The organism is Pseudomonas sp. xss_2 (assembly GCF_043104195.1).
GTDB lineage: Bacteria > Pseudomonadota > Gammaproteobacteria > Pseudomonadales > Pseudomonadaceae > Aquipseudomonas > Aquipseudomonas urmiensis.
On sequence record NZ_JBICKL010000046.1, the window covers coordinates 262769 to 279864 of the forward strand.

Here is a 17096-nt window from a genome sequence, read left to right on the forward strand (position 1 = left end):
CTTTGCAGCCCCTTGCAGTGGCGACTCAAACCTCAGGCCAAAACGCCCGAATCCCCGCCACACCTTGCGCCCCCATCTGCCAGGCACGCTCACGCTGTTCGGCGCCCACACCGCCAAGCAAGAACACCGGCCGGCTAACCCCCTCGATCAACCGCCCTGCCTGCTCCCAGCCCAACGGCAGCGCTTCTGGATGGGTCTGGGTCGCCTGTACCGGCGACAAGGTGACGAAATCCACGCCCATCTGCTCAGCCAGGGCCAACTCTTGCGCCGAATGGCACGACGCCGCCAACCAGCGGTTCTCCGGGAACGGGCGCCCTTTGGCGGCATACTTACGCAACTGCGCAGCGGTCAGGTGCCAGCCCGCGGCGGGGAAGTCACCCAACCATTCCAGCGGCCCCTTGAGCATCAACTGCGCCTTGCCGGCACACAGCCCGACCGCATCCACTGCCACGTCGCGGTACTTGGGGTCGTACATATCCGGTGCGCGCAGCTGGATCAACTTGATCCCGCTTGCCACTGCCTTCTGGATACCGCGCAACAGCTGCGGCACCTCGAGCCCATCGGGGGTGATCAGGTACTGATCAGGCAAACGCGCAGCCGCGACGATCGGCTTGTTCGCCTCAGGAAACTCATACTGGCCCAGATCACGCGGCGCAACCCACTCCAGCGGCTGGCCCTCGACGCCATGCGGCTCGCCCGTGAAGGCATCGACTTCACGCACATCCAGCAACACCTGCTTGTCCGGGTAATCGTGGCTGATCTTGATCAGCGGCCGCGAGCGGCTCACGTCGACACCGAGCTCCTCGCGCAGCTCTCGGGCCAGAGCCGCTTCGACGCCCTCACCCTCCTCCACCTTGCCGCCGGGGAATTCCCACAAGCCGCCCTGGTGCTGGGTGTCGGCGCGGCGCGCAATCAGAATGCGCCTATCAGCGCCACGGATGACTGCCGCTACTACATGAATCCGTTTCACCCTTCACGCTCCGCCAAGCCTGCTTGCTGCCAGGCCTGGAAGGCCGGCCATTGATAGATGGTCTCGATGTAGCTGGCCGCTTCGGCCGGCACTTCCACCCGATAGGTACGCAGGCGTACGGCTACAGGGGCGAAGAACGCGTCGGCCAGGCTTGGCTTGCCGAACAGGAACGGGCCGCTTTCCTTGGCCGCCAGGCGGCATTCGGACCACAGCGCGACGATGCGGTCGATGTCCACCTGCACGTCCAAGGGCACGTTTTCCAGCGCCTGGTCCCGCGACAGGTCGAACGGCATCGCTCCGCGCAGGGCGAAAAAGCCGCTGTGCATCTGCGCGCAGGCCGAGCGCGCCTGGGCACGCGCGACAGTGTCGGCTGGCCACAGTTGAGCGTGAGGATGACGCTCGGCCAGGTACTCGCCAATCGCCAGCGAGTCGGCGATGACGCCGTGCTCGGTCTTGAGCAGGGGCACCTTGCCAGACGCAGAAAACGCCAGGATACGCGTGCGGGTATCGGGTTGGTTGAGTTTGATCAGGGTTTCTTCGTAGGGCACACCGGCCAGTTCCAGGGCCAGGGCGCCACGCAGCGACCAGGAAGAGTACAACTTGTCGCCGATGATCAGGTGGTAACTCATGGTTCGGCTCCATCTAAGTGGCTGAAGTGCCTTGGGGCCGCAGAGCGGCCCCAAGGATCAGCAGATCAGGTGCGATACTCAGCGTTGATCTTGACGTACTCGTGGGACAGGTCGGTCGTCCAGATGGTTTCGCTGCACTGCCCACGACCCAGCTCGATCCGAATGGTGATTTCCTCCTGGGCCATCACCTTGGAGCCTTGCTCTTCGGTGTAGCTTGGGCTACGGCCACCTTTGCTGGCGATGCACACTTCGCCGAGGAACACGTCGATCAAGCTGACATCCAGTTGCGGCACACCGGCACGGCCAACGGCGGCGAGGATGCGGCCCCAGTTGGGGTCGGAGGCGAACAGGGCGGTCTTGATCAGCGGCGAGTGGGCCACCGCGTAACCAACGTCCAGGCACTCCTGATGATTGCCACCACCGTTGACCTCTACGGTGACGAACTTGGTAGCGCCTTCACCGTCACGCACGATGGCCTGGGCGACTTCCATGCAGACTTCGAATACCGCCTGCTTCAGCGCCTCGAACAGCGCGCCTTTGGCTTCGCTGATCTCGGGCACATCGGCCTTGCCGGTGGCAATCAGCATGCAGCAGTCGTTGGTCGAGGTGTCGCCATCGATGGTGATGCGGTTGAACGACTTGTTGGCACCGTCGAGCATCAGGTCCTTGAGCACCGCTGGGGCGACCTTGGCGTCGGTGGCGATGTAGCCGAGCATGGTGGCCATGTTCGGGCGAATCATGCCGGCGCCTTTGCTGATGCCGGTAACGGTGATGGTCTGGCCTTCGAACTGGAACTGACGGCTAGCACCCTTGGGCAGGGTGTCGGTGGTCATGATGCCGGTGGCGGCTTCGGCCCAGTTGTTTTCCGACAGGTTGTCCAGGGCGGCCTGCAGCGCGCCTTCGATTTTCTCGACCGGCAGCGGCTCACCGATCACGCCGGTGGAGAAAGGCAGTACCGACTGGGCGTCGACACCGGCCAGCTCAGCCAACTTGGCGCAGGTTCGCTCAGCGGCGGCCAGGCCAGGGGCGCCGGTACCGGCGTTGGCATTGCCGGTGTTGGTCAGCAAGTAGCGTACAGTGCCCTGCACGCGCTGCTTGGAGAGGATCACCGGGGCGGCGCAGAAGGCATTGAGGGTGAATACGCCGGCAACGCTGGAGCCTTCGGCGCAGCGCATCACTACCACGTCCTTGCGCCCAGGGCGCTTGATGCCCGCCGAAGCGATGCCGAGTTCAAACCCCGGAACCGGGTGCAGGGTGGGCAAAGGACCAAGACCAACAGCCATGAATGCGCTCCTAGAAAATATGTGCCGCACAAGATACGGCCAGGCGTGAGAGGGAACAACGCCGCGAAGGTCGAAACCGTTCGCGGCGCAGTGTTTCAGTTGTCAGGGTGACGCGGGAACAGCTCGATCACTCGATCTGGCCGTGGCAATGCTTGAACTTCTTGCCCGAACCACACCAGCACGGCTCGTTGCGGCCCAGTTTCAGGTCATTGCGCACCGGCGCTGCGGCGACGGCGACTTCCGCGCCCTCCTCGCTGTGCTGCTCGCTTTCCAGGCCAGGCGCGGGGGCGTGCTGGAACTGCATGCGCTGGGCCAGCTCTTCGGCTTCGCGACGCAGACGGGCTTCTTCTTCGATCGGATCTTCGCGGCGTACCTGAACGTGCGAGAGCACGCGAATGGTGTCGCGCTTGATCGACTCCAGCAGCTCTTGGAACAAGGTGAAGGATTCGCGCTTGTACTCCTGCTTGGGGTTCTTCTGCGCATAACCGCGCAGGTGGATACCGTGACGCAGGTGGTCCATGGTCGACAGGTGGTCTTTCCACAGGTCGTCCAGCACGCGCAGCAGGATCTGCTTCTCGAAGGTGCGCAGGGCGTCTTCGCCAGCCTGGTCTTCCTTCTCGTTGTAGGCGCTGGTGATCTCGTTCAGCAGCTTCTCGCGCAGGGTCTCTTCGTAGAGGTGGTCGTCCTCGTCCAGCCACTGCTGGATCGGCAGCTTGATGCCGAAATCGCTCGACAGCGACGCCTCAAGACCGGCCACGTCCCACTGCTCTGGCAGCGATTGCGGCGGAATGTGCTGGCTGATGGTGGCATCGAGCACTTCCTGGCGGAACTCGGCGATGGTGTCGCCGATGTTCTGCGCAGCCAGCAGGCTGTTGCGCATGTGGTAGATGACTTTACGCTGTTCGTTGGCCACGTCGTCGTATTCGAGCAACTGCTTACGAATATCGAAGTTGCGCCCTTCGACCTTGCGCTGAGCCTTCTCGATGGCGTTGGTGACCATGCGGTGCTCGATGGCCTCGCCGGACTGCATGCCCAGCGCCTTCATGAAGTTCTTCACCCGGTCGGAGGCGAAGATGCGCATCAGGCTGTCTTCCAGCGACAGGTAGAAGCGGCTGGAACCTGGGTCGCCCTGACGACCGGAGCGGCCGCGCAGCTGGTTATCGATACGACGCGATTCGTGGCGCTCGGAGGCGATCACGTGCAAGCCGCCGGCCTCGATCACTTGCTGGTGGCGCTTCTGCCAGTCCGCCTTGATCTGGGCGATCTGCTCGGCGGTGGGGTTTTCCAGGGCGGCTACTTCAGCCTCCCAGTTACCGCCCAGGAGGATGTCGGTACCACGGCCGGCCATGTTGGTGGCGATGGTCAGCGCGCCCGGTGCACCGGCCTGGGCGATGATCTCGGCTTCTTTTTCGTGGTACTTGGCGTTGAGCACCTTGTGATCGATGCCTTCCTGCTTGAGCAGGTTGGACATGTGCTCGGAGGTCTCGATGGTCGCCGTACCGACCAGGACCGGACGGCCGCTGGCCATGCTTTCCTTGATGTCGGCGATGATCGCCTGGTACTTCTCTTCGGCGGTCAGGTACACCAGGTCGTTGAAGTCTTTACGCGCCAACGGCTTGTTCGGCGGAATGACCATCACGTTGAGGGCGTAGATCTGGGCGAACTCGAACGCTTCGGTGTCGGCGGTACCGGTCATGCCGGACAGCTTGGTGTACAGACGGAAGTAGTTCTGGAAGGTGGTCGAGGCCAGGGTCTGGCTCTCAGCCTGGATGTTGAGGTTTTCCTTCGCCTCGATGGCCTGGTGCAGGCCCTCGGACAGGCGACGACCCGGCATGGTCCGGCCGGTGTGTTCGTCGATCAGCAGGACCTGGCCGTCCTGGACGATGTACTCGACGTTGCGGTGGAACAGCTTGTGCGCGCGCAAGCCGGCGTAAACGTGGGTCAGCAGGCCCAGGTTGTGTGCCGAATAGAGGCTCTCGCCTTCTGCCAGCAGACCGGCTTGGGTGAGCATCTCTTCGATGAACTGGTGACCGGCTTCGTTGAGCTCGACCTGGCGGCTCTTCTCGTCGATCGAGTAGTGGCCTTCCTGGGTGACCTGGCCTTCGACTTCTTCGATGTGCTGGGTCAGGCGCGGGATCAGGCGGTTGATCTCGATGTACAGCTTGGAGCTGTCTTCGGCCTGGCCGGAGATGATCAGCGGGGTGCGCGCTTCGTCGATGAGGATCGAGTCGACTTCGTCGATGACCGCGAAGTTCAGCTCACGCTGGAACTTCTCGTCGACGCTGAAGGCCATGTTGTCGCGCAGGTAGTCGAAACCGAATTCGTTGTTGGTGCCGTAGGTGATGTCGGCAGCATAGGCAGCGCGCTTTTCTTCCGGTGGCTGGAAGGCCGAGACGATGCCCACCGACAGGCCGAGGAATTCGTACAGCGGACGCATCCAGTTGGCGTCGCGGCGGGCCAGGTAGTCGTTGACCGTGACCACGTGCACGCCCTTGCCGGACAATGCGTTGAGGTAGACAGCCAGGGTACCGACCAAGGTCTTGCCTTCACCGGTGCGCATTTCTGCGATCATGCCTTCGTGCAAGGTCATGCCGCCGATCAGCTGCACATCGAAGTGACGCATGCCCATCACGCGCTTACCGGCCTCACGAGCCACGGCGAAGGCTTCTGGCAGCAGTTGGTCGAGGGTTTCGCCTTTGGCCAGGCGCTCTTTGAACTCTGCGGTCTTGCCACGCAGCTGCTCATCGGAGAGGGCCAACATTTTCTCTTCGAAGGCATTGACGGTGCTGACCGTCTTGAGCAGGCGTTTGATCTCGCGCTCGTTCTTGCTTCCAAAAAGTTTCTTTAACAAAGGCGCAAACATATCGGCAGGATCTTCCACACTTAGGGATGGAGGGCGGCCCCATGAGTCGCCCGAGCAGCCCTTGGGCCGCATGCGAACGAGCATTCTACCCGGAAACGATGGTGAGGAAAGTGGTGGATTTCCACGATGCTGGCACAGCGCTAGGGCGGGGACGTTTCTAACATAAGGACTTTTTTTGCAAGTTCAAGGTGTAGCGAAGATGAAACGTATTGAGAATGACTCTTACGCGATGCCATGAGTTCCGCCGTCTTCGCCCGATTACCCGTCAACAAGACAGAGCAGCCTATGCAAAACCCACCTTCTGTTACCATGGCGGTTCTGTAACTTCCTGCGAATCCTCATGGCCTTTAAACCTTCGCCCGCCCGGCCGCCGGCCGCGCTCCTGCGCGAAGCCCGGCCGCTGCGCTTACTGCTCAACCAGGCCGAACGCCTGGAGCACCTGCAACGTTTGCTTGAAAGCCAGTTGCAACCGGCGGCCCGCGCCCACTGTCATGTAGCCTCCTGGCGCGATGGCGTGTTGCTGCTGGTGGTGACCGATGGCCACTGGGCTACGCGCCTGCGCTATCAGCAGAAACGCCTGCAGCGTCAGTTGCTGGCCCTGGAAGCCTTTGGCAACTTGCAGCGAATTCATTTCAGGGTGCAACCCCCGGTGGCGCCGGCTAAACGCAGTGGGCATGCACCAGAGCTGTCGAGCAATGCGGCTGAGAGCCTGCGCGATACCGCCGAGGGCATCAGCGATCCCAACCTGAGGGCGGCGCTGGAGCGCTTGGCCAGTCATGCACAGGTGAAGGATAAGCGCTGAGGCCTCGAGGTGCCTGTCGTGAGTTTGCTAGCCCCCATAAAAAAGGCCACCCGAAGGTGGCCTCAATGAACTAGAGAGTGTTCGAACTTACACGGCCGCAACAGGGCGCATATAAGAGATCGGTGCCGTGCTGGCATCTTCGAAAATGACCACTTCCCAGGCATCAGTTTCAGCGATCAGCTTGCGCAGCAACTGATTGTTCAGCGCGTGTCCGGACTTGAAGCCCTTGAACTCGCCAATCAGGCTGTTGCCCAGCAGATACAGGTCACCGATGGCGTCGAGGATCTTGTGTTTGACGAATTCGTCTTCGTAGCGAAGGCCGTCTTCGTTAAGCACGCCGGTCTCATCGACAACAATGGCGTTCTCGACACTGCCGCCCAACGCGAGGTTGTGCTTGCGCAGGTACTCGATGTCGCGCATGAACCCGAAGGTCCGGGCGCGGCTGACTTCCTTCACGAACGAGGTGCTGGAGAAGTCGACGCTGGCGCTCTGGGTCCGGCCGCTGACGACCGGGTGATCGAAGTCGATCTCAAAGCTCACCTTGAACCCTTCGAAAGGCAGGAAAGTAGCGCGCTTGTCGCCATCTTCCACTGTCACTTCACGCAGGATGCGGATGAACTTCTTGGGCGCGTCCTGTTCTTCCAGGCCGGCCGATTGAATCAGGAATACGAAAGGTCCGGCGCTACCATCCATGATCGGCACTTCCGAGGCGGAGAGCTCGACGTAGGCGTTATCGATGCCCAGGCCCGCCATAGCGGAGAGCAGGTGCTCGACCGTATCGACCTTGACGTCACCGTTGACCAGCGTCGTCGACATGGTTGTCTCGCCGACGTTGGCCGCGCGAGCCGGGATCTCGACCACAGGGTCAAGGTCGGCGCGGCGGAAGACGATGCCGGTATCCACAGGCGCAGGCTTGAGGGTCAGGTAGACCTTCTCACCGGAGTGCAGGCCGACGCCCGTAGCACGGATAATATTCTTCAGGGTGCGTTGTTTAATCATGGCATTGGCCGCTTCAGCGCAAATTGCGAACTGGTATCAACAAAGGCTGGGGATAATAACAGACCCGACCTTTGCTGAATACCAATCACCTTTATACCCCTGATAAATTCCATCAATCGGCCTGACGACGCAGGAAAGCTGGGATGTCCAGATAGTCCAAGTCATCCTGAGGATTGAGTTTAGCGGCTGCTGCGGCGCCCGCATGCGCTTGGTTGCGCATCACGGTCGGACGCTCCAGGTCACGGTAATTGACCGCTGGCTGCTCCTGACGAGCCGGGGCTGGGTTAGAAGCCTCGTACGCCTGTTGAGCGGTCTGCAGGGTGTTGTCGACGACCTTGACCGGCTTCTCGATGCGCGCACCCAGGCCAGTGGCCACGACGGTTACGTGCAGCTCGTCGCGCATGTCCGGGTCGATCACGGTGCCGACCTTGACCATCGCGTGGTCGGAGGCGAAGGCTTCGATGATGCTACCGACGTCGGAGTACTCGCCCAGGGACAGGTCGGGACCGGCGGTGATGTTCACCAGGATACCGCGAGCGCCCTGCAGGTTGACGTCTTCGAGCAGCGGGTTGCGGATTGCAGCCTCGGTGGCCTCACGAGCACGGTTCGGACCGCTGGCGCAGCCGGTACCCATCATGGCCATGCCCATCTCGCCCATCACGGTACGCACGTCGGCGAAGTCGACGTTGATCATGCCCGGACGCTTGATGATGTCGGAGATGCCGCGCACTGCGCCGGCCAGAACATCGTCAGCCTTGGCGAATGCCGACAGCAGGCTGGCATCCTTGCCCAGGATGGTCAGCAGCTTCTCGTTGGGGATGGTGATCAGCGAGTCGACGCTCTCAGCCAGCATGCGGATGCCTTCATCGGCGATCTGCATACGTTTGCGGCCCTCGAACGGGAACGGGCGGGTCACCACTGCAACGGTGAGGATGCCCATTTCCTTGGCCACTTCGGCGATGATCGGCGCCGCACCGGTACCGGTACCGCCCCCCATGCCGGTGGTGATGAACACCATGTTGGTGCCCTGCAGCACCTCGGCGATGCGCTCACGGTCTTCCAGCGCAGCCTGACGGCCGACTTCTGGATTGGCACCGGCACCCAGACCCTTGGTCACGCCGGTACCCAGTTGCAGGATGGTACGCGCGCCAATGTTTTTCAGCGCTTGAGCATCAGTGTTGGCGCAGATGAATTCCACGCCTTCGATGCTGCTCTTGACCATGTGGTTGACGGCGTTGCCGCCGCCACCGCCGACGCCGATCACTTTGATGACCGGACTTTGCGGGACGTTGTCTACGAGCTCGAACATTTTCCCTCTCCTTACAGTTCTCTAGTTGTCGCGCCTACCACTACTGCTTTGAAACTTAGAAGTTGCCCTGGACCCAGCGCTTGAATCGCTCAAGCACTGGAGCCTTCGGTTCATCGCCATAGCTGTTGCTGCTGCTGTTGCTATTACCGGTCAGGATCAAGTCCTCGGACTGCTTGAGCAGGCCGTAGGTGAGCAAGCCCACGCCGGTGGAATAGATCGGGTTGCGCACCACGTCGCTCAGGCCCCGAACACTGTGCGGTACGCCCAGGCGTACCGGCATGTGGAAGATTTCCTCGGCCAATTCCACGGCCCCTTCCATCTTCGCGGTGCCGCCAGTGAGAACGATGCCGGCAGGCACCAGGTCCTCGTAGCCGCTGCGGCGCAGTTCGGCCTGGATCAGGGTGAACAGCTCGTCGTAACGAGGCTCCACCACTTCAGCCAAGGCCTGGCGCGACAGTTCGCGCGGCGGACGGTCGCCGACGCTTGGCACTTTGATGGTCTCGCCGGCACCCGCCAGTTTGGCCAGGGCGCAGGCGTAGCGAATCTTGATTTCTTCGGCGTACTGGGTGGGGGTACGCAGGGCCATGGCGATGTCGTTGGTAACCTGGTCGCCAGCGATCGGGATCACCGCGGTGTGACGGATCGCACCCTCGGTGAAAATGGCGATATCCGTGGTACCGCCACCGATGTCGACCAGGCACACGCCCAGCTCTTTCTCGTCATCGGTGAGCACCGAGTAGGCCGAGGCCAACTGCTCAAGGATGATGTCGTCGATTTCCAGGCCGCAGCGGCGTACGCATTTTTCGATGTTCTGCGCCGCGTTGACGGCGCAAGTGACCACGTGGACCTTGGCTTCCAGACGCACGCCGGACATGCCCAGCGGCTCGCGCACGCCTTCCTGGTTGTCGATCACGTAGTCCTGCGGCAGGGTGTGCAGCACGCGCTGGTCAGCCGGGATGGCCACGGCCTGGGCAGCGTCGAGTACCCGCTCAAGGTCGGCAGTGCTGACTTCACGGTCGCGGATGGCGACGATGCCGTGGGAGTTCAGGCTGCGGATGTGATTGCCGGCCACGCCAACGAACGCCGAGTGGATCCGGCAGCCAGCCATCAGCTGGGCCTCTTCCACGGCGCGCTGGATCGACTGCACGGTGGACTCGATGTTCACCACCACGCCCTTCTTCAGGCCGCGGGACGGATGAGTACCGATACCGACGATCTCCAAGGTACCGTCTTCGCCGACTTCACCCACCAGCGCCACCACCTTGGAGGTGCCGATGTCCAGCCCGACGATCATTTTGCCGCTATGCGCGTTTGCCATGGTCCTGCCTCTCTCTAATTCTTCGCAACGGCGGGTTGGGCCGTCGTCGGTGCAATCGGTTCCCGCCAGCCAACAGCCAATCCGTTGGCGTAGCGCAGATCAATGCGGGCGATGTTGGTGATCTGCTCTTTGAGTGTCTTGTCGTAAATGGCAATGAAACGGCGCATCTTCTCCACCAGATGATCGCGCCCCAACAGCAGTTCGATACCGGGGCCGGCGCTACCGGCACCGGTGGTCAGGAACCAACTGCCTCGCTCGCGCAGCTCCAGGCGAGCGATGGAAAAGCCCATGGGGCGCAGCATCTGGCTCAATACCTGATATTGCTGCATGACTTGTTGCTGAGCGCGCTGCGGCCCGAACAGTTGCGGCAGGTGCTCATAGTTGGCCAGTTCACGCGGGGTGAACGCCTGGCCCTGGTTGTTGAGCAAGGCTTCATCGCCCCAGCGCGCCACCGGTAGTTGCTCTTCGAGGCGGATCACCACCTCGTCGGGCCATACCCGGCGTACCTCGGCGTGCGCGATCCAGGGCATCTGCTCAAGCTCGGCGCGCATTGCGCTGAGGTCGACGCTGAAGAAGCTCGCGGCCACGTAGGGGGCGATTCGCTGCTGCACCGCTTGCTGGCTGATGTAGCTCAGATCACCTTGCACAGCGATCTTGGTAATCGGTCGGTCGGCATAAGGCATCAGGCGCACCGCGCCCTCATAAGCGCCAAAGCCGGCAGCCACCAGCAATACCGGCCACAGCAGGCGCTTGAGGCCATCCAGGCTTGGCCGCGGCAGGCGCGCCGATACGGGCTCGTCGGCCACCAGTCGGCTGGCACCTCGCGGCACCGGCTTGCTACGGCCGGTAACGGGTTGCTGCTGACGTATCATCGCGCCTTGCATGCTTGCTTAACCTCGCGTCACAACGCTTTCGGCCAGGATCGCCAGCACCAATTGCTGGAAGTCCAGACCGGCCGCGCGGGCCGCCATGGGCACCAGGCTATGATCAGTCATGCCCGGTGCGGTGTTGACTTCGAGCAGCCAGAACCGGCCCTGCTCGTCCTGCATCACGTCCAGCCGGCCCCAGCCTTCGATGCCGATGGCATCGCAGGCGCGCGCGGTCAGGTCGATCAGTTCCTGTTCCTTGGCACTGTCCAGGCCGCACGGGATGCGGTACTGGGTGTCATTGGCGATGTACTTGGCGTCGTAGTCGTAGAACACGTGTGGCGTGCCCAGAGCGATCGGCGGCAGCACCTGGCCACGCAATACGGCGATGGTGAACTCCGGGCCGTGGATCCATTGCTCGACCAGGACTTGCGAATCGTACTTGGCGGCGTCTTGCCAGGCGGCGACCAGCTCTTCAACGCTGTTCACCTTGGCCATGCCGATACTTGAGCCTTCATGGGCGGGTTTGACGATCAGCGGGAAGCCCAGTTCCGTACCGGCGGCAACACAATCGTCTTTGCTACCCAACACGGCGTGACGCGGCGTTGGAATACCCAGGCTCTGCCACACCTGCTTGGTGCGCAGCTTGTCCATGGCCAGCGCCGAAGCGAGGATACCGCTGCCGGTGTAGGGGATGCCGAGGCACTCGAGCAGGCCTTGCATGCTGCCGTCTTCACCGCCACGACCGTGGAGGATGATGAAGGCGCGATCGATCTTCTCGCTTTGCAGGCGAGTGAGCAGGTCGTCGCCGACATCGATGGCGACCACGTCGACCCCAGCGCTGGTCAGCGCGTCGATCACTGCGGCGCCGGATTTCAGCGACACCTCACGTTCGGCGCTCTTGCCGCCGTAGAGCACGGCGACGCGGCCGAACGCCTTGACGTCCAGGGTCGAGTGCAGCTTGTCGTAGGCGCTGGTCATTTGGACTTCTCCTGCTTTACTACGGCGCCAGCGAACAGCGGGCTTTTCATCAGTTGCGGGGCCAGGCCACCGATATCACCAGCACCCTGGCACAGCAGGATGTCGCCGGCGCGCAGCAGCGGCTTGACCAGCGGCGCCAACTCGACGCCACGTTCGATGTAGATCGGATCGAGCTGGCCACGTTGGCGAATGCTGTGGCACAGCTGGCGGCTGTCGGCACCGGGAATCGGTTCTTCACCGGCCGGGTAGACCTCCATCAGCAGCAATACGTTGGCATCGGCCAGCACCTGGACGAAATCGTCGTACAGATCGCGGGTACGGCTGTAGCGGTGTGGCTGGTAGACCATCACCAGACGCCGGCTTGGCCAGCCACCGCGCACCGCCTTGATCACCGCGGCGACTTCAGTCGGGTGGTGACCGTAATCGTCGACCAGCATCACGCTGCCGCCGTCGACCGGCAGTTCGCCATAGACCTGGAAGCGTCGACCCACGCCCTGGAAGCCAGACAGCCCCTGGACGATGGCGGCATCGCTGATGCCTTCGTCAGTGGCGATGGCGATGGTCGCCAAGGCGTTGAGCACGTTGTGGTTGCCTGGCATGTTGACCGACACCTCCAGCGGCTCGCAGTCGCGGCGCAGCACGGTGAAGTGGGTCTGCATGCCCTGCTGGCGCACGTTGATGGCGCGAATGTCGGCCTCTTCGCTGAAGCCGTAGGTCACCGTCGGACGCTTGACCTGCGGCAGGATCTCGCGCACCACCGGATCGTCCAGGCACATCACCGCCAGACCGTAGAACGGCAGGTTGTGCAGGAACTCGACGAAGGTTTTCTTCAACTTGTTGAAGTCGCCTTCGTAGGTGGCCATGTGGTCGGCGTCGATGTTGGTGACCACGGCAACCATCGGCTGCAGGTGCAGGAAGCTGGCGTCGCTCTCGTCCGCTTCGGCGATCAGGTAGCGGCTGGCGCCGAGCTGGGCATTGGTGCCCGCTGCGGTCAGACGACCACCGATGACGAAGGTCGGGTCCAGGCCGCCAGCGGCGAACACCGAGGCCAACAGGCTGGTGGTGGTGGTCTTGCCATGGGTGCCGGCAACGGCGATGCCGTGGCGGTAGCGCATCAGCTCGGCGAGCATCTCGGCACGCGGCACCACGGGAATGCGCCGCTCAAGTGCGGTGGCGACTTCCGGGTTGGCCGGGTTGATCGCGCTGGACACCACCAGCACATCGGCATTGGCGGCGTTCTCGGCGCGGTGGCCGACGAAGATTTGCGCGCCGAACGACTCCAGGCGCTCGGTAACCGGCGAGGCCTTGAGGTCGGAGCCGGACACTTCATAGCCCAGGTTAAGCAGCACTTCGGCGATACCGCACATGCCCACGCCGCCGATACCGACGAAGTGGATACGGCGGATACGGCCCATTTTTGGTTGGGGAATGGCTTTCTGGCTTTCAACCATGGGCCACCTCCAGGCAGATATCGACCACGGTGCTGGTTGCGGCAGGCTTGGCCAGGCGCCGTGCGGTGCCAGCCATGGAGTTGAGTTTCTCGGGTTGCATCAGCACCTCGTTCAGGCGTTCAGCGAGCTGCGCTGCGCCAGTTGTCGCTTGTGGCATCAGGAAGGCGGCGCCTTCACGAGCCAGATAGTTGGCATTGTGGGTCTGGTGGTCATCGATGGCGTGGGGCAAAGGCACCAGCATCGAGGGCAGGCCTGCCGCAGCGAGTTCGCTGACGGTCAGGGCACCGGCCCGGCACACCACCATATCGGCCCAGCCGTAGGCGTGGGCCATGTCCTTGATGAACGGCTCGACCTGAGCCTCGACCCCGGCTTCGCGATATCGCTCGGCGGTGATCGGCGCATGCTGCTTACCGGCCTGGTGGAACACCTCTGGCCGAAGGTCTGCAGACACTTGCGACAGGGCGTTAGGCAGCAATTTATTCAATGGTTCCGCACCGAGGCTGCCACCGAGTACCAACAAGCGCGCACGGCGCTCGGCCAGCGGTGCGCGCTGGGCGTCGAGGAACAGTTCCGGGCGCACCGGATTGCCCGTGGTGCGGCGCTTGTCGCTGGCCGGGAAGGTGTCCGGGAAGGCTTCGCAAACCCGCGCTGCCAGCGGCACCAGCAGGCGATTGGCAGTACCGGCGCGAGCGTTCTGCTCGTGGATCACCAGCGGTACGCCGCACAGTTTTGCCGCCACTCCACCAGGGCCTGTGACATAGCCGCCGAAACCGATCACGCAGACCGGCTTGAGCTGGGCGATGATCTTGCGCGCCTGCAACACAGCCTTGATCAGGGTGAACGGCGCCTTGAGCAGCGACAGCTTGCCCTTGCCGCGCAGGCCAGTGACCTGGATCAGGTGCAGCGCCAGGCCAGCCTGGGGCACCAGCTCGTTTTCGATACCGCGTGGGGTGCCCAACCAGTGCACGCTATAGCCGCGCGCCTGGAATTCACGGGCGCAGGCCAGCGCCGGGAACACATGTCCGCCAGTGCCGCCTGCCATGATCAGAACGTTTTTACCGTCAGCGGCCATGAGCGGTCTCCTCGGCAAAATCGCTTTCTTTGAACTCGTGCTCTTCGCTGCCCAGGTGCGTGCGACTCTCCCATTCGATGCGCAGCAACAGCCCGACACAGGCACAGCAGATCACCAACGAGCTGCCGCCGTAACTGAGGAACGGCAAGGTCAGGCCCTTGGTCGGCAGCAGGCCGACGTTCACCCCGATGTTGATCAGGAACTGGCCGATCCACAGGAACGCCAGGCCAAAGGCCATGTAGGCGGCGAAGAATTGCTTGGCCTTCTCGGCCCACAGGCCGATGTACAGCGCGCGCACAGTGACGAACACGAACAGCGCCACGGTGCACAGGGTGCCGACCACGCCCAGCTCTTCGGCTAGTACCGAGAACACGAAGTCGGTGTGCGCTTCAGGCAGGTAGAACTGTTTCTGCACGCTGTTACCCAGGCCCACGCCCAGCCATTCGCCGCGACCAAAGGCGATCAGCGCCTGGGTCAACTGGTAGCCGGAACCGAACTGATCGGACCAGGGGTCGGTGAAGGTGATCAGCCGCGCCATTCGATAGGGCTGCGCCTGCACCAGGACAAACACCGCAACCACTGCCAGCACCACCATCAGCGAAAAGCGGAACAGCCCCACCCCGCCGAGGAACAGCATCGCTGCGGCCGCGCCCATCATCACCACGGTGGCACCGAAGTCCGGTTCCATCAGCAACAGTCCGGCCATCGGCAGCAGCACGATGAATGGCTTGAAGAAGCCCATCCAGCTCTCACGCACTTCCTGCTGGCGACGCACCAGGTAGCCGGCCAGGTAGATGACCACGAAGACCTTGGCGATCTCCGATGGCTGGACGTTGAAGAAGCTGAAACCGATCCAGCGCATAGAGCCGTTCACTTCACGGCCAATGCCCGGCACCAGTACCAGGAACAGCAAACCGAAGGCGGCCAACAGCATCATGAAGCCCATGCGCTGCCAGGTGGCGATCGGCACCAACATAGTCACCCCGCCGGCGACCAGGCCAATGGCCACGTACACCAGGTGGCGGAACATGTGGTAAAGCGGATTGCCGGACTGCACTGCGGCCACTTCCGAGGAGGCCGAGGTGATCATCACCAGGCCCAGGCCGAGCAGTGCCAGGCAGCCCGCAAGGAAGGCGAAGTCGAGGTCGATGCCACGGCCACTGATCAGCGGCGACGGGTACGGCTTGAGGATGCCGAAGATCATGCCAGCCCCCCCGCCGCCTGGGCGAACAGGCGCCCACGCTCTTCGAAGTTCTTGAACATGTCGAGGCTGGCGCAAGCGGGCGACAGCAACACGGCATCGCCAGGCTGGGCCAGTTCGGCGCACTGCTGGACGGCCTCGTCCAGGGTCTTGACCCGCACCAGCGGCACGGCGTCACCCAGCGTTTGCGCCAGGCGCTCGGCATCGCGGCCAAGCAACACCACGGCGCGGCAGTAGCGCGCAATGGGCTCACGCAGCGCGGCAAAGTCGGCGCCCTTGCCGTCACCGCCAGCGATCAGCACCAGCTTGCCTTGGATATCGGCGCCCAAACCTTCGATGGCCGCCAGGGCGGCACCGACGTTGGTCGCCTTGGAATCGTCGTACCAGTTCACCCCATTGCGCTCGCGCACCCACTGGCAACGATGGGCCAAGCCGCTGAATTCGCGCAGTGCTGCCAGCATCGGCGCGAACGACAAGCCCACGGCATGGCCCAGGGCCAAGGCCGCCAGGGCATTGCTCTGGTTGTGCGCACCGCGAATCTTCAGCTCGCGCACCGGCATCAGGTTCTGGAACTCGAATGCCAGGTATTTCTCGCCATCGACTTCACGCAGGCCAAAGGCCTTGAAGTCGGGGGCGTTCAAACCGAAGCTCCAGCATGGACGGCCTTCGACCGGCAGTGGCCGGGTCAGCGCGTCCTGGCGGTTGACGACCACTTGGTTGGCGCCACGGAAGATCCGGTGCTTGGCCAGGTGGTAGGCCGGCAGACCGCTGTAGCGATCCATGTGGTCTTCACTGATGTTCAGCACGGTCGCCACTTCGGCGTTGAGCTGATCGGTCGTCTCCAGCTGGAAGCTCGACAGCTCCATGACGTACAGCTCGACACTGTCATCGAGCAGGTCCAGCGCTGGCGTCCCCAGGTTACCGCCGACTGCCACACGCTTGCCTGCCTTGGCGGCCATCTCGCCGACCAGGGTGGTCACCGTGCTCTTGGCGTTGGAGCCGCTGATGGCAATGATCGGTGCCTTGGCGTTGCGGGCGAACAGTTCGATGTCGCCCGACAGCTTGACGCCGCGGGCTGCCGCTTGCTGCAGGGCCGGAGTGGCCAGGGCCAGGCCCGGGCTGACGTACAGCTCGTTGGCGCGGCAGAGGAAGTCGACGTCCAGCTCACCACAGCGTACTTCCACCTGCGGGTATTCCCGGCGCAGGGTTTCCAGTTCCGGCGGTTGCTCGCGGGTGTCGGCGACCGCAAAGGCAATGCCCCGGTTCGCCAGGAAGCGAACCAGGGACATGCCGCTCTTGCCGAGGCCGACAACGATGCGGAATTGGTCGGAAGCGATCAGTGACACGCTCGT

At 62.9% G+C, this 17096-nt stretch carries 14 protein-coding genes; 1 reads left to right on the forward strand and 13 read right to left on the reverse strand.

Features of this window, described 5'->3' with window-relative positions:
- Positions 1-25: 25 nt before the first annotated feature.
- The 4 genes from ACF8K2_RS10450 to secA all read right to left on the reverse strand — a co-directional run bounded on the left by ACF8K2_RS10450 (position 26) and on the right by secA (position 5745).
- Positions 26-970 (reverse strand): Nudix family hydrolase, encoded by a 945-nt coding sequence (locus tag ACF8K2_RS10450; RefSeq protein WP_392464692.1) that lies wholly within the window; start codon positions 968-970, stop codon positions 26-28.
- On the reverse strand, positions 967-1599 hold the full coding sequence (locus ACF8K2_RS10455) for a glutathione S-transferase family protein (RefSeq protein ID WP_264236497.1): 633 nt from the start codon (positions 1597-1599) through the stop codon (positions 967-969). Before ACF8K2_RS10455 ends, ACF8K2_RS10450 begins: the two co-directional genes overlap by 4 nt.
- Before the next feature lie 65 nt (positions 1600-1664).
- Positions 1665-2882: a bifunctional glutamate N-acetyltransferase/amino-acid acetyltransferase ArgJ gene (argJ, locus tag ACF8K2_RS10460; RefSeq protein ID WP_186553878.1), complete on the reverse strand. Its 1218-nt coding sequence runs from the start codon at positions 2880-2882 to the stop codon at positions 1665-1667.
- A gap of 127 nt (positions 2883-3009) precedes the next feature.
- Entirely contained in the window at positions 3010-5745 is a 2736-nt protein-coding gene (secA, locus tag ACF8K2_RS10465; RefSeq protein ID WP_186553877.1) for a preprotein translocase subunit SecA, read from the reverse strand.
- 340 nt (positions 5746-6085) lie between these two features.
- Here secA and ACF8K2_RS10470 point away from each other — a divergent pair, with 340 nt between their 5' ends.
- A complete protein-coding gene (locus ACF8K2_RS10470) occupies positions 6086-6547 on the forward strand; it encodes a DUF721 domain-containing protein (protein ID WP_186553876.1) in 462 nt (153 codons plus the stop codon).
- Positions 6548-6634: 87 nt separating this feature from the next.
- On the opposite strand, the gene lpxC is transcribed toward ACF8K2_RS10470, so the two are convergent.
- From lpxC to murD, 9 genes are all read right to left on the reverse strand, one after another.
- Positions 6635-7546 carry a UDP-3-O-acyl-N-acetylglucosamine deacetylase gene (gene lpxC / locus ACF8K2_RS10475; protein WP_186553875.1) on the reverse strand — a complete coding sequence of 304 codons (912 nt, stop codon included), beginning with the start codon at positions 7544-7546 and terminating at the stop codon, positions 6635-6637.
- A 112-nt stretch (positions 7547-7658) separates the two neighbouring features.
- Entirely contained in the window at positions 7659-8855 is a 1197-nt protein-coding gene (gene ftsZ / locus ACF8K2_RS10480; RefSeq protein ID WP_012274054.1) for a cell division protein FtsZ, read from the reverse strand.
- Positions 8856-8910: 55 nt separating this feature from the next.
- Complete coding sequence (gene ftsA / locus ACF8K2_RS10485) at positions 8911-10173, reverse strand: cell division protein FtsA (RefSeq protein WP_186553874.1); 1263 nt, start codon at positions 10171-10173, stop codon at positions 8911-8913.
- 14 nt (positions 10174-10187) lie between these two features.
- Positions 10188-11057 carry a cell division protein FtsQ/DivIB gene (locus ACF8K2_RS10490; RefSeq protein WP_392464698.1) on the reverse strand — a complete coding sequence of 290 codons (870 nt, stop codon included), beginning with the start codon at positions 11055-11057 and terminating at the stop codon, positions 10188-10190.
- Between the two features lie 6 nt (positions 11058-11063).
- Positions 11064-12020: a D-alanine--D-alanine ligase gene (locus tag ACF8K2_RS10495; RefSeq protein ID WP_264236494.1), complete on the reverse strand. Its 957-nt coding sequence runs from the start codon at positions 12018-12020 to the stop codon at positions 11064-11066.
- Positions 12017-13471 (reverse strand): UDP-N-acetylmuramate--L-alanine ligase, encoded by a 1455-nt coding sequence (gene murC / locus ACF8K2_RS10500; RefSeq protein ID WP_186553871.1) that lies wholly within the window; start codon positions 13469-13471, stop codon positions 12017-12019. Before murC ends, ACF8K2_RS10495 begins: the two co-directional genes overlap by 4 nt.
- Complete coding sequence (murG, locus tag ACF8K2_RS10505; protein WP_186553870.1) at positions 13464-14543, reverse strand: undecaprenyldiphospho-muramoylpentapeptide beta-N-acetylglucosaminyltransferase; 1080 nt, start codon at positions 14541-14543, stop codon at positions 13464-13466. The genes murC and murG overlap by 8 nt, the downstream gene beginning before the upstream one ends.
- Positions 14533-15747 (reverse strand): putative lipid II flippase FtsW, encoded by a 1215-nt coding sequence (gene ftsW, locus ACF8K2_RS10510; RefSeq protein WP_189661729.1) that lies wholly within the window; start codon positions 15745-15747, stop codon positions 14533-14535. Before ftsW ends, murG begins: the two co-directional genes overlap by 11 nt.
- A complete protein-coding gene (murD, locus tag ACF8K2_RS10515) occupies positions 15744-17090 on the reverse strand; it encodes a UDP-N-acetylmuramoyl-L-alanine--D-glutamate ligase (protein ID WP_392464700.1) in 1347 nt (448 codons plus the stop codon). The genes ftsW and murD overlap by 4 nt, the downstream gene beginning before the upstream one ends.
- Between the last annotated feature and the right edge of the window lie 6 nt (positions 17091-17096).